Source organism: Halovenus rubra, assembly GCF_026586665.1.
GTDB classification, from domain to species: domain Archaea; phylum Halobacteriota; class Halobacteria; order Halobacteriales; family Haloarculaceae; genus Halovenus; species Halovenus rubra.
In genome coordinates this window covers 63,378-77,721 of record NZ_JAODIY010000048.1, presented here as the reverse complement: position 1 = coordinate 77,721, position 14,344 = coordinate 63,378, and the positions used below count along the sequence as shown (strand labels likewise).

General features: G+C 55.9%; 14 protein-coding genes. 4 read left to right on the top strand and 10 right to left on the bottom strand.

Features of this window, described 5'->3' with window-relative positions:
* Positions 1–21: 21 nt before the first annotated feature.
* From N5098_RS17345 to N5098_RS17335, 3 genes are all read right to left on the bottom strand, one after another.
* The gene (locus N5098_RS17345) at positions 22–1,302 is read right to left on the bottom strand and encodes a TiaS agmantine-binding domain-containing protein (protein ID WP_267639100.1); all 1,281 of its coding nucleotides are present in this window, start codon (positions 1,300–1,302) and stop codon (positions 22–24) included.
* A 404-nt stretch (positions 1,303–1,706) separates the two neighbouring features.
* Positions 1,707–2,021: a nucleoside triphosphate pyrophosphohydrolase gene (locus N5098_RS17340; RefSeq protein WP_267639099.1), complete on the bottom strand. Its 315-nt coding sequence runs from the start codon at positions 2,019–2,021 to the stop codon at positions 1,707–1,709.
* 300 nt (positions 2,022–2,321) lie between these two features.
* The gene (locus tag N5098_RS17335) at positions 2,322–3,026 is read right to left on the bottom strand and encodes a hypothetical protein (protein ID WP_267639098.1); all 705 of its coding nucleotides are present in this window, start codon (positions 3,024–3,026) and stop codon (positions 2,322–2,324) included.
* A gap of 258 nt (positions 3,027–3,284) precedes the next feature.
* Between N5098_RS17335 and N5098_RS17330 the strand changes: the two genes are divergently transcribed.
* The gene (locus N5098_RS17330) at positions 3,285–4,241 is read left to right on the top strand and encodes a transcriptional regulator (RefSeq protein ID WP_267639097.1); all 957 of its coding nucleotides are present in this window, start codon (positions 3,285–3,287) and stop codon (positions 4,239–4,241) included.
* A gap of 165 nt (positions 4,242–4,406) precedes the next feature.
* Here N5098_RS17330 and N5098_RS17325 read toward each other — a convergent pair whose 3' ends face one another.
* A complete protein-coding gene (locus N5098_RS17325; protein ID WP_267639096.1) occupies positions 4,407–4,652 on the bottom strand; it encodes a glutathione S-transferase N-terminal domain-containing protein in 246 nt (81 codons plus the stop codon).
* 86 nt (positions 4,653–4,738) lie between these two features.
* Complete coding sequence (gene pyrE / locus N5098_RS17320) at positions 4,739–5,269, bottom strand: orotate phosphoribosyltransferase (RefSeq protein ID WP_267639095.1); 531 nt, start codon at positions 5,267–5,269, stop codon at positions 4,739–4,741.
* Between the two features lie 102 nt (positions 5,270–5,371).
* On the opposite strand from pyrE, the gene glmM reads away from it, so the two are divergent.
* Positions 5,372–6,724, top strand: coding sequence for a phosphoglucosamine mutase (glmM, locus tag N5098_RS17315; RefSeq protein ID WP_267639094.1), 1,353 nt, complete (start codon positions 5,372–5,374; stop codon positions 6,722–6,724).
* Between the two features lie 36 nt (positions 6,725–6,760).
* Here the strand turns inward: glmM and N5098_RS17310 are convergent, their stop codons facing one another.
* Positions 6,761–7,261, bottom strand: coding sequence for a DUF367 family protein (locus N5098_RS17310; protein WP_267639093.1), 501 nt, complete (start codon positions 7,259–7,261; stop codon positions 6,761–6,763).
* A gap of 102 nt (positions 7,262–7,363) precedes the next feature.
* Between N5098_RS17310 and N5098_RS17305 the strand changes: the two genes are divergently transcribed.
* Positions 7,364–8,773, top strand: a complete 1,410-nt coding sequence (locus N5098_RS17305) for a redoxin domain-containing protein (protein WP_267639092.1) — start codon at positions 7,364–7,366, stop codon at positions 8,771–8,773.
* Positions 8,774–8,797: 24 nt separating this feature from the next.
* Here the strand turns inward: N5098_RS17305 and serS are convergent, their stop codons facing one another.
* On the bottom strand, positions 8,798–10,180 hold the full coding sequence (gene serS / locus N5098_RS17300; RefSeq protein WP_267639091.1) for a serine--tRNA ligase: 1,383 nt from the start codon (positions 10,178–10,180) through the stop codon (positions 8,798–8,800).
* A 110-nt stretch (positions 10,181–10,290) separates the two neighbouring features.
* Between serS and N5098_RS17295 the strand changes: the two genes are divergently transcribed.
* Entirely contained in the window at positions 10,291–10,728 is a 438-nt protein-coding gene (locus tag N5098_RS17295) for an NYN domain-containing protein (RefSeq protein WP_267639090.1), read from the top strand.
* Between the two features lie 42 nt (positions 10,729–10,770).
* On the opposite strand, the gene yciH is transcribed toward N5098_RS17295, so the two are convergent.
* From yciH to N5098_RS17280, 3 genes are all read right to left on the bottom strand, one after another.
* A complete protein-coding gene (yciH, locus tag N5098_RS17290) occupies positions 10,771–11,064 on the bottom strand; it encodes a stress response translation initiation inhibitor YciH (protein WP_267639089.1) in 294 nt (97 codons plus the stop codon).
* A gap of 119 nt (positions 11,065–11,183) precedes the next feature.
* Positions 11,184–13,340 (bottom strand): transglutaminase TgpA family protein, encoded by a 2,157-nt coding sequence (locus N5098_RS17285; protein ID WP_267639088.1) that lies wholly within the window; start codon positions 13,338–13,340, stop codon positions 11,184–11,186.
* Positions 13,337–14,344 carry a DUF58 domain-containing protein gene (locus tag N5098_RS17280; protein WP_267639087.1) on the bottom strand — a complete coding sequence of 336 codons (1,008 nt, stop codon included), beginning with the start codon at positions 14,342–14,344 and terminating at the stop codon, positions 13,337–13,339. Before N5098_RS17280 ends, N5098_RS17285 begins: the two co-directional genes overlap by 4 nt.

The following is a 14,344-nucleotide window of genomic DNA, read 5'->3' as shown; positions in this document are numbered from 1 at the left end:
CGGGTTCCATGGACGCCTTCGCTATCGTTCGGGGTGTGTCGGTGCATCAAACCCGCCACGAACAAGCGGCTTCGCGATATGCCGGCGGGCACATGGCGGCACTTCGTACCAGCCGTGGTTCAGCGTCCTGTTGAGGTCTCGACAAACTTTCCCGTCCCTACTGGTCGTACAGTCACGGCAACGGTAGCCAGCGTTCCGACCGGCAGATTTCATCGAGTTCCCACAGTCGGGACAGTCCGGCGTGACCTGCTCTGTTTCGACGAGGTCACGCACGGCGAACTTTTCGAGTTTGAGCGTTTGGTCACTCACTTCTCCACAGATGGTGAGTCGGTCACCAACTCTGAGAGTGCGGACATGGTCCCGGAACCGCTTTGTCGGTTCGAACGCTGCAACATCGAGATGTTTAGTCTCCGAGTCGTCGTCTCCCGGCTCCGCGACTGTAAAGAACACGTGTCCACCTTCCCGCGTTTTAGGTGGCCCAACGACTTCGGCCGGCAGCCGGTACGCCCCATCTTCGGAAACGGTTGATACTGACCCCGACTGCAGGTGTGTATCGGTTCCCTGATTGGTCACGAACATGTGGCGGCGGTCGACCGGTTCGCTCTCGATTGCTCTGGCCACGTCCCTTACTGCGTCGGGGCTGTCGCCACGGATTCCATGGAGAATCGGACACGGTGTTCGGGGAACACAGACAGCCTCATTCTCACCGCGGTCGACTGTGTCCCACACTGCCGGATACCCCTCATCGGCTGCTTCGAACAGAGAGTCGTATTCAACTTCGCGGTCGGTGCCCCACTGCTTGCGCTCTCGGTAGGAGATACACTCATAACTCCACTCATCGAAGGCCTGCCACGCCCCAACAGCAGCCAGTGCGCCGATGACGCCGCGGCCATTTGCCCGTGACCTGACCGCATATCCCAAACGGCTGGCTAGCGCCATAGCAGTACCGCGGTCGTGTTTTTTATGAATAGCATCGGCAGCAAACTCCCTTACAGTGTCAGGCACTGTCTCGGGCTCGCCGGCAGCGACGACGAGGCCCGGATTTGTCTGGTCATCGTCGATTGCTGCGTGCTCCAGTGCTGTTTCACCGAGCTCGAGTGCCCGCTCAGGGGCTACATCACAATGAATTGCGAGAGCTGCGTTCCCCCGAGTCTTGTGTTCGACCGCCGGGTTCAAGCGAACTAAAAGCGTCCGCTCGACGTGGCCTTCAGTAGCCAGCCGCTCGGCGAGCCGAGTCGCGACGTAAGTCGTACACATCCCGAGACTGCGAGAATCGGTATCGTCGAGGCCGATGACTGTCACTACCAGTCCTAGTAGCGAGTCAAACTAACCGCTTTCGAGACAAGAGAGTCGTCTGTACCATTTTACAAGAGAGTACCTCCGTTGAGCGAAGAATACAACGACTCAATTGATCTGGACTGATAGATGCTGTATTCATCAGATACAGCTACCGCTCGTTACACCACACAAGATAGAACGTACGTCTCGGTCAGTAGTCCGGCACACGCTCTCGCAGCCACAAACCGGTCAGCACAGTAGCCGGGCTTTTCACTCTTGTTCGCGCTGATTTGCCATCAGAGCCACAGCGGACGTTCTTTGGCAACTCCATCACCGCCGAAAACAGTTCATATCTGTCAGCTTTTATCGGGACTACTGAATGGAAGGCGCATATCAGGCGTCTGGTCCCTACGGTCCAGATAGAAGGGCTATTTGTTGACTCGTTCCAGTACAATACCATCCTCAAAGCGTCCTCGTTGCTCGGCCTTTTCGTCCCGTATTTCTTGTAATTCGTCGACAGAAACCCCACTGTTCTCTCGTATCGCGTGGACGACCTCCAAGATATCCGCCAACTCTTCAATGTCTCCGCTTTTTTGGTACTCTGTTACTTCCTCGGTCAATTTCTCACCAAGCCGAGTAGCGTATTCCTCGCCATCAGCGACGTATGTTGTAGGGTCTTCGTCGTTCGCTTCAATAATTTCTGGAATCTTATCCCGAACCAGTTTGTCGTACTCTTGACTCATATCTCGGCTTTTCGGACCGCAGTCATAGGTGTATTGATGCGGGGACTATTGACATCCTCCCCGCGCTAAACGGCGAGGATTCCTCGAAGGGATATTCAGGTTGCCCGTTTTCTCGGTTCTCCTGATGAATCTACCTTCTGTATGTTTCACCGAGTTGCTGATGGATTTTAGCTAAACTGTCACTCGTTGCGGTGTGGGTCCCCCCTACTGGGCAGTGGAGGGGAAAGAGCAGTGTCTGTCACCTGCTGTTTGAGATCATCAATGACAATCAAGTGAGATAAATCTCCGTCTTTGCTTCGTTTAGTCGCGTTTTATTTCAAACTGAGCAACACACTCGATTCTGGGGCCATCGTCGTCGGACTCTGTGCTTGCCATGCCAGTTATTTGGAAGGCGTAGGTCCCGGATTCGAGATCTTCGGCAATCCAGACTGTCTGCTCTTCGCTTGGGGTGGGATGTTTCTCTACACTCAAATTCCAGTTGTAGCGCCCGCCGGACTCGACGTTCTCCCAGGGTTGGATATACGCCTCAGGAGCAACATGCGACCAGCCGTCGTCGGTCTGTCGCTTGAGCGCCCACGCATACGGATTGAGTCCAAACGTCTTGTCACTCTCGTTGTGAAGCGTAATCTGGAGGTTCTCGACGGTGTTATCGTCGGTTGTTGGCTCGAACACCTGCTTGGAGATGGTCGGATATATCTGGCTGTCTGTCTCTGAGCGTGCACAGACCGTCCGGTCTACCTTATCGCTGAAACTCGGGCAGTTACTACCGACGGGCTGGTTACCGTCACCGTCTGTCGGCGTTCCTCCGGCAGGGGTATCGTTGCTGGATTCATTGCCTGCTGGCGTTCCTCCGGCAGGGGTATCGTTGCTGGATTCATTGCCTGCTGGCGTTCCATTATCGGAGTCTTGTCCACCTGATTCGTCATCGTCACCGTTTGAGATACAGCCGGCTACTGCTGCTAGTATTGTACTCCCAGCGGCACCGATGAACTGTCGACGTTGCATACTTCTCACTTCTATCTGGGATAATAAAGCACTATCAAAGAGTCAAACCATCATTTAACCCTGCCCGCAGAGTTTGACCGTTAGTTAACCGAGGTCTGTGTGATTTTGGCTGACAACTTCTTGTCACAGGGCATACCACAGAGGCAGTTCGGTTCGGACCAGAATAACACTGGGACAATAACAAAACCCCATGACAGCGGACTAACTAGTGCCACAATCTATATATGTGACGAATAGCTACTCTTCTTCAGAAACGCTATGTCCAGATCTGCACTGGTCGGTAACATCACAGCGATGCTCGAAGACGCTGGCTTCATGGTCAGCGACCGCTGTGCAATCCGGCCAAAGAGCTTCGACGTGGCCGCCCGTCGGGGCAAAGATGTGTTGCTGGTGAAGATACTGGGCAACATCGATGCTTTCGATGCCGCAACCGGTGCAGAAATGCGCCGGCTTGGCACATATCTGAATGCAACACCCATTGTCTTCGGGCTCCGAACGCGCGACGAAGAACTTGACTCCGGTGTCGCTTACTTCCGCCACGGTGTCCCGGTTCTTTCACCCGATACTGCGATGGACCTCTTTGTCGAGGGTGTCCCACCACTGGTTTATGCAGCGCCGGGCGGTCTCTACGTGAATATCGACAGTGACGTGCTCAGAGATGCTCGTGAAGACAGAGACTGGTCGCTGGGACAGCTCGCAAAAGAACTTGGTGTCTCCCGTCGGACTGTTTCGAAGTACGAGGATGGCATGGACGCCAGTGTCGAGGTTGCTGCCGTCCTCGAGGAGTTGTTTGAGGAACCCCTTACAGCGCCAGTCTCAGTACTCGATGAAGAAGAGTCTGTTAGAGACACTGAGGACCCACCGGATGGCCCCGACCCAGACGATGAGGGTCTCGTGACAGTCTTGACGCGTGTCGGCTATGAAGTCCACCCAACTGACCGTGCACCATTTAAAACTGTCAGCGAGAATGAGGGAGAACAACGGCAAGTCCTTACCGGCCACTCCGAGTTCACCAAGACTGCCGAAAAGCGTGCCCGTATCATGGCCTCCGTTGGCCGTGTCACCCGGACACAGTCGGTCTATGTCGTCGATAAGGCACACCGCAAGTCCATCGAGACAACGGCTATCGTTGAGCGAGAGGAAATAAAAGATCTCGAAGACCCAGACGAGTTCCGCAACCTCATTCTTGACCGCGTTGAAGAAGAGCCCGCATAGCTCTCACCCGACAGTATAATTCTGCCTGTCACAAAACACCGCTTGCTTAGAACAATTGGCACAGAGCCGGGCAAACAATGAGCCACAGGCGAGGCCAAGAGCAAAAACACCAGCGGAATAATCAACCCCAGCAGAACCGGGAAAATCTACAATGAGCTTCGAGACCTACGCGTACGTTTCTTCGAGATATTCGACGATATCGTCGCTCTCGGGCATTCCGTCAATACCATTTTCGGCGTCGACGAGAACTGGGACGCCGGTTTGTCCGCTCACTGCTTCGACTTCGGTTCGCTCGCTGTGGCTGCGCGGGACCATGTGTGATTTATAATCGAGATCGAGGTCGTCGAGTTTGGATATTACTTTCTCACAGTACGGACAGCCCTCTAGTTCGTACAGTTCGAGGTTTGACATCACTCAGTAGTATGGACCCAACGAATAAGAAAGGGATGGTGTTGTGCGACGCCAATACACCAGCGCAGCGGTGCGGTTTGGCTCCCTCACTCAGAACGGTCCGCATCCGCAAGAAGCTCTGAGGCGGTAAGAATGGCATCGAGTTCGACATCAATCTCAGCAAGATTCTCGCGTGCACCCTCTTCGCGGTCGACGACGACAAGCACCCTGTCCACAGTGGCTCCTGCTTCTCGGAGCGCGTTGACAGCAGCAACTGCGCTCTGACCAGTCGTCGCGATATCTTCAAGCACGACGACTTCTTCATCCTCATCAAGAGTGCCCTCGATACGGTTTCCAGTACCGTACTCCTTGGCCTGTTTGCGGACGATGACATACGGGTTTCCTGTGGCAACACTTGTTGTCGCAGCCAGCGGGACTGCTCCGAGGGCGACACCGGCAAGTTTTGTTTCGTCGATGCGATTGGCGAACGAATCGGCGATTGCGTCCAAGCAGGCGGGGTCCGTTTCGAAGAGGTATTTGTCGACGTAGTAGTCGCTCGTGCCTCCATGAGAGAGTTCGAACTCGCCGAACTTGACGGCCTCAGCCGACTGGAGAAGGTCAATAAGTGACTTGGTCATATCTCGGGACAGGCAACGGCTGGTAATGGCTCTGGCGGTCTGTGGTGGCGCATGCTGGCGAGTCATAATCACTATGGTAGCGCAGACTTGATACGTATTCGAATGAACTCATTCGGGTCAAGCGGGATTCGCGGAGTGGCTCTCCAAGAACTGGCACCCGCTGATACACTCGATATCGCACAGGCTGCAGGGGGAGTCTTTCGGGAGAGGAACGGGCGCGTTGCGGTGGGCCGAGATAGCCGAGAGACAGGGGAGATGATGGTCAATGCAGCAGCGAGCGGACTGGCAAGCGTTGGCTGTCACATCGATTGTCTCGGCGTAGTGCCGACCCCATCGCTTCAGGCATACTGCGAGCGGAGAGGTGTTCCGGGCGTGATGATTACCGCCTCTCACAACCCCCCGCAATTCAACGGAATCAAACTCATCGGTGACGATGGAGTGGAGTTAACGCGTGAGACGCTCGACCGCGTCGAAGCGTACCTTGCTGAGGAGCCGGAGCTGACGACGTGGGACCGTACTGGCGATGTTCGGACCGTCGAATCAGCAAACCAAGACTACCAGACACAACTGCTCGATGCGGTCGACCGTGAGCGAATTGCCGATGCCGATTTGACTGTTGCACTCGACCCTGGACACGGTGCTGGGTCGCTTACTAGTCCCAAACTCTTCGGTGAGTTGGGCTGTACAGTCAAAACGATAAACGCCCAACCTGACGGACGCTTCCCGGGTCGGGACCCGGAACCTGTTGCGGATAATCTTACTGACCTCGGGCAACTTGTCAGGGCGACTGACGCCGACCTTGGTATTGCGCACGACGGCGACGCTGATAGAGCAATCTTCTTTGATGAAACCGGGTCATTCGTCGAGGGCGATGCTGCTCTCGCCGCATTGACAGCCGCCCAGATTGAGAGCGGCGAAACCGTTGTTTCGGCTGTCAACGCCTCACAGCGCCTCGTTGATGTCACATCCGAGCAGGATGCTTCTCTCGAATTGACACCAATCGGAAGTACGTACCTCATCACAGCAATCCGTCAGCTCCAAACCGATGGTGAATCCGTGTCGATTGCTGGCGAAGGAAACGGCGGGATAATCTATCCAGGCTACCGCATCGCCCGTGACGGTGCGTACACAGCCGCACGGCTCTGTGAACTTGTTGCAGAGACACCACTCAGTGAACTCGTCGAGTCGTATGACGGATACGCGAACGTTCGGCACAATATTTCCTACGATGACGATTCCGAGCGCGAAGCGATGATTGCCGCAATTGAGGACACTGCTGAGAACGCCGGAGCCGATGTCGATACGACCGACGGATATCGGCTTGACTACGGCGACGCGTGGGTTCTTGCCCGCCCAAGCGGGACCGAACCCGTGGTTCGTGTCTACGCCGAAGCCAGAACTCAGAAGCGAGCCAACACCCTTGCTGATGAGATGGTTGACGCAATTGAGTCGTAACGCTGCTGGCTGGCGGGTATCCCCGTTGAGAGCGTTTCAATCTTCTTCGACGAGGTACTCATCCTGTATCGCGACAACATCGCTCGAATCTTCGCAGGCAGCATACCGCCGGAGTGGCTCATCGTTGAGGTCGAGGAATGTCTCACCCCACGAGAAATATGAGAGGACTGTTTCAGCCTGTTCACGCTCGCCAAGAATACAGAGGCCGCCAGCAAACGCCTCGACCGTATTCAATTGAAACGGTGTCCCGTAGTTAACGGGGTTGCTAGCGACGAGAAAGGGGAGCGACCGGTGGATTCCGTCGAGGTCGAATGCCTCTTTTTCAGCGGTTGTCCAGGTACAATCGAGAGCGACAAGTCGGTCGAAGTGCTCGGCGTCGGCGGGTGAAAGCGCACGCTCGGCAAAGGGGTTGAGCACAATGCCGGGCGGTGTCGAGCGTGTCGAGCGGTGTAACTCGGCGTCATTGAACCCCGCGAGTCGGCGGGCGGTGCATTTGTCGGGGTCATCGTTCCCCTCGTACCTAACGTGGAGGTCCACGGAAGGAGTACGCGATAGCAATACAATAACCTTGTGAGAACCGGTTACAACGGCTAGACCATTGCCTGTACAATTAAGTATCTAACCGGTCAACAACGAGTAATGATTGAGGAAGGGGAGACACCGTCGCCATTCGAACTCCCGGCTGTCCACAGAGACGAGTTCGAACTGGTTTCACTCGATGAGCATCTCGGTGAGGCTGTCGTCATTCTAGCGTTTTACCCTGGCGACTTCAGTCCGGCCTGTGATGGCTCTTCAACCGGACTTGGCGACCTCGATATTTTCACCATGCAGAAAGATGTCACCGTTCTAGCTCTGTCGGGAGACAGCATCTTCAGCCATCGTGCGTTTGCCGAGGAGTACGACTTGCATATCCCGTTGCTTGCGGATGTTCACGGAGAGGTCGCCGCCGAGTACGGTGTCTCTGCTGAGACAGACCGGTATTTGACCAGACGAGCAGTAGTCGTCATTGACCACACTAAAACAGTACAGTATGTCTGGGCTGCAACGGACCCGACAGAACTTCCTGATACAGACGAAATACGGAAAGCAGTTGAAAACCTCGGCAGTGACGAGACAGCAGAGGCACGCTACCGCGTTGGGCACGCTCATTACGTCGAGGGACGGCGTGCGTTTACCAGTGCCATGGAAGCATACGAGAACAACGAATGGATGCTATCGAGCGGCGATTTTGAACAGGCTCGTGAGGGGTTCGATGAAGCCCGCGACAAGTTCAACACTGCCGTCCGGTTTTCAGATAATGCCGAAGAGACGGAGTATTTTGAGCGCGCTGAGCGCAAATCAGAAGCACTCTGGCGGGCTGCAGACTGGCTCGACGACTCTGCACAGGCCTTCGCCAGCGGTATGGGCAAACAAGCCAAAGCGCTACAGCAAGACGCTGAAGGCTCGCTCGAAACGGCGCGAGATATCCACGAGCCGCCTGCCCCGGACAACCTCCCGCCTGAAGAAGAGTTGCATACGAACAGTACCGACAACTCATCTCTGTCAACGGACGAGGCTGCGGTTGACAACTCACTCAACCTCGGTGACGGTGCCGTCACTGAGAGTGGGGGGACCGATGACGCTTCCGAGACAGCGCAAGTCGCTGACGATGGGATAGCCACAGGTGATTCCACGTCCACTGCGGAAACATCTCAGCAGGCCGCTGGGACACCAGAACCTGACACAACTGAGGAAACGACGGACGACGAGCAGTCTGAAGATGAGTCCATCGACGAGTCAGAACTCGAAGCAATTACTGCAGAACTCGAAGAGCAAAATGACGGTCAGTCGGATGAACCAGACGAACCGCTGGACGAGAGCTTAGACTCTGGAGAGACAAAAACTGAAAACGACGATGAAGCCGATGTGGATGACGATGTTGAGCTAGAGTTGACAGACCCGACAGAAGGTGAGACAGACGAGAGCGACGATGACGATGACGACGACACCGAACCCGAGCTTACCAAAGATATCAGCGACGGCGACCACGGCGTCCCTGATTCTTTGTAGCCTGTCGTCTCGGTACGGAGTAACCTACTCTTTTCGTCCGGCACCGACTGCGGATTCGCCAACGGGGTCGTGCCCGTCGATTTGTTCTTTCCCGTTCATATACGGGCGAAGCGGCTCGGGAACGGTGATTGTTCCGTCGTCGTTCTGGTAGTACTCCATGATTGCGACGACAACGCGGGGAAGTGCCGTCCCGGACGCATTCAGTGTGTGCAAGTATTCGGCGGATTCGTGGCGCTCGGGGCGGTATCGGAGGCCGATTCGACGGGCCTGAAACGATTCGAAGTTCGAAGCGCTTGAAACTTCGAGCCACCGACCCCCACGGTCAGGACCGTACTCCATGTCGTCGGCGGGTGCCCACACTTCGATATCGTACGTCTTTGCCGATGCAAACGTCATATCGCCGCCACACAACAGCGTGACTCGGTACGGAAGCCCCAGACGTTCAAGCACTGCCTCGGCCTCGCTGACGAGCGATTCGAGACGTTCGTCGCTGTCTGCAGGCTCGACAAAGTTGACAAGTTCGACTTTGTTGAACTGGTGGCTCCGGACGATACCCCGGGTTTCAGTCCCGTGTTCACCGGCTTCCCGGCGGAAATTCGGCGAGTAAGCCTGATGTTTCAGTGGGAGGTCGTCCGACAGCAAAATCTCGTCGCGGTACATGTTCGTGACCGACACCTCTGCGGTGGGGCACAGCCAGAGGTCGTCACTCTCGTAGTCGTCGTCGTTGCTGTTCCCGAGGCGGTAGGCGTCGTTGCTGAATTTTGGGAGCTGTCCCGTCCCGGTCATTGAGTCGCTATTGACCGGAACCGGCGGGAATACTTCTCTATATCCCTGTTCGCGGTGTACGTCCCGCATGAACTGAACGAGCGCATGCTCGAGCCGAGCGGCGTCACCTTTCAGGAAATAGAAGCCGCCTCCGGTCACTTTTGCACCTCGCTCGAAGTCCAACAGCTCCAGCTTTTCACCGATGTCGTAGTGTGGCGATATCTCGTCTGGAATATCGCGCATCTCCTCAAACCCTGAGCGCCGGACTTCTTCGTTGTCGATTTCGCCATCTCCCGGTGGCACATCACCCTGTGGGATATTGGGCACTTCGAGCAGTTTTTTTTCGAGTTCTGCATCGAGTTCATCTGCACGCGACTCGACCGATTCGAGTTCGTCTTTGATTGTCTGGGAGCGTTCAATCGCCTCGGTTGCCGCTTCTTCTTTGCCCTCGCGTTTGAGCTCACCCACTTTGCTAGAGACCTCGTTGCGTTCTTGCCGGAGGTCGTCGCCCCGGGATTTCATCTCACGCCACTCCTCGTCGAGATTGAGAAGCTCGTCTACGTCAACGCCCTCCTGTCCACGCAATTCGAGTGCATCCCGAACCGCATCGGGGTTCTCGCGGACGAACTGCCGTGATAACATAAGTGGTGATTCACGGGCATGTTGCAAAACCATGTCGTTTGTCACTCGGAGAACTGTGGGGCCGCGTCTAAGGTCGGAACCGATAAACACGCCGACCGACAGGTGGCTGTATGGGCTTGTTTCGACGGCTCGGGGACAGCTCTTCCCGCGTCGGACTGTTTGTCGACGGGCCGAACGTGTTTCGTGAAGAGTTCGATGTCGATCTCGATGAGCTCCGGGACCTCGCTGGAGAGGAAGGAAAACGAACAATGACGCGACTATATCTCGACGAGCATGCGACGCCGAGCTTGATTCAGGCAGCGGAAGCTCGTGGGTTTGCGGTCGTGACGACAAGCGGTGACGTCGATGTCCGGCTTGCTGTTGATGCGACTGCGGCGGCCGTTGAGGATGAAATCGACATACTTGTTGTCGTCTCCCGAGATACCGATTTCAAACCGGTACTCGAAACTGCAGCGACCGCGGGTGTCGAGACGGTCGCTGTTGCTCCGGGCTCGTATGGCCGTTCTGACGCACTGAAAAATAGCGCACAGCGGGCGCTAACGCTGTAGCTATGGGGTACGTTTCTGTTTCAATTGAGACGGAAAAGAGGATTAGGCGACGTTAAACCCTTTATCACGGAGGAAATCCTCGACGCGGCCTGTGTGATTCCCCTGGAGCTCGATCTGCCCGTCATCGATAGTCCCCCCACAGGCAAACTTAGACTTGAGGTCCGAGGACAGGCTGTCCATATCGACATCGCTGGGGTCGAATCCTTCAATAATCGTTACCTCTTTTCCATAGCGGCGCTCGTCGATGCGGACAGTAATTTCCTGGGAGTCTTTGGCGACGTCTTCACAGACGCAAAGCTCCTCGGGCAGCCCACACGTCGAGCAGACTTCCGACATTACAGATTCAACGTACACAATAGACATACTAAACATTGTCGGGATAGCAGTCACCAAACACTGGTCAATCGGTATCGATAACTAATAACGTAAAAAAATAGTCGCAATTTGATAGCTTCTTACTCCTGTTTTCGGATGGTATCGACGAGAGAGACCGCCTCGTCGGCATCCGCTTTGGACGCGTCTTCGGCATACTGTGCCTGCTCGTATAGCCTAATAACGCGTCGTACGTCTTCATCGGCAGCGATATCATCGAGATATTGGCGCACTGTTTCTCCTGTTTCACGGGGGCGGTAGCGGTCTTCGAGGAGCAATAGCACACGGTCGTATGCACGTTCGATGTCTGTCACCGGGTCGGACCGACGCTGGAAGCGAACTAGCACCCGCCCGAAAAGTGACTCGGCGATGCCTGTCTGTCGGGTCCAGGCCACGGCACCGGCCAGTACAACCAGTGAGACGACGACCTGTTGGCGGGATGGCTGTGGCACACTGAACCCATCATCGCTATTGCCCTCAGTCCCTGAACCCGTGCCGACTCCAGGCCGGAGCGCTCCGTTCTCGACGGGTTGTTCGGCCGCTTCGCCGGAAATTCTGTCCGAGACATCCTGTACACCGGTGTCGGTGACATCGCCTATCCCGCCGGCTCTGTTTGTTGTAGCTCCACTGGTAGTTCCGGTTACGGTACCGCCACCGTTGGCACCTAGACTGGTACTGAGTGCTGCTTGCTCCGTACTCTGACGAGGGCCGGTGGGAGTGGGGTCAAACTCGACCCACCCAATGTCAGGGAAGTAGACCTCCACCCACACGTGTGAGTTGAGGCCACGAACCTCGTACTGGTTCTCGCTAACTCGTTCTCCTGGGGTGTAACCGGTCGCTATCCGTGTGGGGATATTTTGAGACCGGAGCATCGTTGCCATCGTCGTCGCAAAGTAGGTACAGTAGCCGGCATCCATCTCAAACAGGAAGGCATCTGCAATATCACCCTCTGGACGGTCAATTGTCAGTGAGTACTCCCGGTTCTGTTCGAGCCACTGCTCGACAGCCACTGCAGTCTCGAACGGTGATTCGGCGTTCCGTGCGATTTGCTCGGTGCGTTCCCCGATTCTGTCGGGCGTACTCTGGGGAAGTTGTGCGTACTGCTCACGGACCGACTCGGGGTAGTTCTGTCCGGCTGTAACGAGTGCCTCACGCTCAGGATCCGGTAGCTTGCTTGTGAGGTTTATTATCGTTCCCTCGCTCACTGTCCCATCGATTTCAAACCCACCATTCGGACCAACAACTATGTCACCAGTGACCGACTCTCCGACAGAAACCGGCTGCCACGCTGTCGGTAACACTGACAGTGTGGTCTGTGCCTCGATTGTCTGTGTCAGCTCTTGGGTGGGGCCCGGTGGTCCGTCGAGAGTCTTGTTGCCCAGCGGCGAGGTGTCTCCCGTTTTTACCCATCCATCTCCGGTATAGCGGTCATAGCTTCCGACCCGCCAGAGTCGTGGCTGGTCGCTGGTGACAGCAAACCGTGACTCTGGTGACAACTTGACTTCGCCGACGATATCCATACTGGTCTCAGTGATGACGCTTTCCTCTACTGTCTCTGTTTCATCATTGATGAAAGTGATTGGAGTGGCGGCTCCACCGGGAACGACGGTTATGACAAGCGGCACAAGTACCATCACAGCAAGCACTACGACCGTCTGGTCTGTTGCTCCCGTCCAGCCCGTTGCCTCTATTTCACCGAATCCGATGACAGCCCCGGCTGAAACCACACCGAGTTGTGTGACTGTTGTTCCGGCGTCACCGGTCAACACGAGATATGTGAGCATGCTGCCCCCGGCGACAACTGTGCCGACGTAGCGGCCCCGCAACACGAAATACCACGTTAGGAACACCGGTGCCGGCGTGACAGTCAACGCCCACACGTCGACTTGCTGAATCTGCAAGACAGTCTCGCCGGTCAACAACTCGATGTTGTTGTTCACGAGTAACCAAAACTCCAGGTCGGCCTCCAGTGTCAGTGCGTGCCAGACAGTCCCAGCTCCCAACAGGATGGCTCCCACGACCACTGCACCGGTGACTGGCAGGGTCCGTGAGAGCAGTGTTGCGGCGACCAGCGTGGTAAACACGACAACGTAGAACAACAGCGGATCGCCGACGGTTTCGACGATATCGTACAGGACAGAGAGAAACGACCCAAGCAACCCGACTGTCCCGACGACCGCAATTATCTGGTGTACCGGTATCTTCCCCGAAACAGCATGCAAACGCCCGCTTTTACTCATTGTGCCACCTCCGATTCAGGTGTCGTCGATTCTCCGTCGACGTGTGCACCGATACGCTCCAACAACTGGGGTATGGTAAACTCTTGGGCTCCGAGACGAGCGATAAGCTCCCGTTTAGCGTACGTTATCTCGACATCGACTTCTTCGTTGCCTAACGCCGTCAGATTGCCTCGCTTAGTTTTGGCGAGCAACTGGAGTATGTTTTCTCGGTGGGCGTCTCCTGCTCCCGGTGGAACGTGACCGGATGGTGTTGCAAGTTCAATTTTGTAGCCCGCATCGAACGCAAGGTCTGCGATGGTTGCTGCGAGACGTGCCATTCTATCAACCTCAGCTTGTGGGGCAGTTCCAACAATCGAGACGGTTTCGTCGCGTGTGGCTGGATCGAATTCGGTGACCAGAAACGTGTCGTGTTTGGCACTCGATTTCCAGTGGATATGACGCAACGGGTCGCCGGGTCGATACTCTCGTAGCCGGTCAAACTCCTGCCGTTCGGCTTCCAACTCGTCAGCAAACAAGCGTGCTAGCATTGATTCGTTTTCGACGCTGTAACGCTGGGGGAATACAGTTACTTCGGTGGTCCCCTCGACAGAAACGTCCCGTTCGAGCAAGCCAAGTGGTCCCCGAAGCGACAGCGTTGGTGGCCCAATCTGGTGGACCCCACGACCACCCAGTTCGAGGTTGTAGCTCACACTCTGTGGCAGTGTCACCTCTTGTTCAGCAGTGTCACCGTTGACCCGTTCTGGAAGCGAGAGTGAGACCGTCGATAACCCGGTTCCCGTGAGAGCGACGCTAAGCGACCGTTCCTCTCCGGGAAATCCCGGCTCGACCGACGACAGCGAGGCGGTCGGTGGCTCACGCCGATAGACCAGCACCGCACTCACAACGAGCGCAGTCAGCGTCGGCGCAGCGATTGCGTTGAGCGCGCGTGCGCCGGAGACAAGCCCCATTCCAACCGCAAGGAGGACCATCATGACTGCTACGCGCCCACGACGTGTCAGCTTCAT

Bases quoted from the DNA above. Each gene is read 5' to 3' on its own strand.
- N5098_RS17340 (WP_267639099.1), bottom strand. From the start codon at position 2,021: ATGAGTCAAGAGTACGACAAACTGGTTCGGGATAAGATTCCAGAAATT.
- N5098_RS17335 (WP_267639098.1), bottom strand. From the start codon at position 3,026: ATGCAACGTCGACAGTTCATCGGTGCCGCTGGGAGTACAATACTAGCA.
- N5098_RS17330 (WP_267639097.1), top strand. From the start codon at position 3,285: ATGTCCAGATCTGCACTGGTCGGTAACATCACAGCGATGCTCGAAGAC.
- N5098_RS17325 (WP_267639096.1), bottom strand. From the start codon at position 4,652: ATGTCAAACCTCGAACTGTACGAACTAGAGGGCTGTCCGTACTGTGAG.
- pyrE (WP_267639095.1), bottom strand. From the start codon at position 5,269: ATGACCAAGTCACTTATTGACCTTCTCCAGTCGGCTGAGGCCGTCAAG.
- glmM (WP_267639094.1), top strand. From the start codon at position 5,372: ATGAACTCATTCGGGTCAAGCGGGATTCGCGGAGTGGCTCTCCAAGAA.
- N5098_RS17305 (WP_267639092.1), top strand. From the start codon at position 7,364: ATGATTGAGGAAGGGGAGACACCGTCGCCATTCGAACTCCCGGCTGTC.
- serS (WP_267639091.1), bottom strand. From the start codon at position 10,180: ATGTTATCACGGCAGTTCGTCCGCGAGAACCCCGATGCGGTTCGGGAT.
- N5098_RS17295 (WP_267639090.1), top strand. From the start codon at position 10,291: ATGGGCTTGTTTCGACGGCTCGGGGACAGCTCTTCCCGCGTCGGACTG.
- yciH (WP_267639089.1), bottom strand. From the start codon at position 11,064: ATGTCGGAAGTCTGCTCGACGTGTGGGCTGCCCGAGGAGCTTTGCGTC.
- N5098_RS17285 (WP_267639088.1), bottom strand. From the start codon at position 13,340: ATGAGTAAAAGCGGGCGTTTGCATGCTGTTTCGGGGAAGATACCGGTA.
- N5098_RS17280 (WP_267639087.1), bottom strand. From the start codon at position 14,344: ATGAAGCTGACACGTCGTGGGCGCGTAGCAGTCATGATGGTCCTCCTT.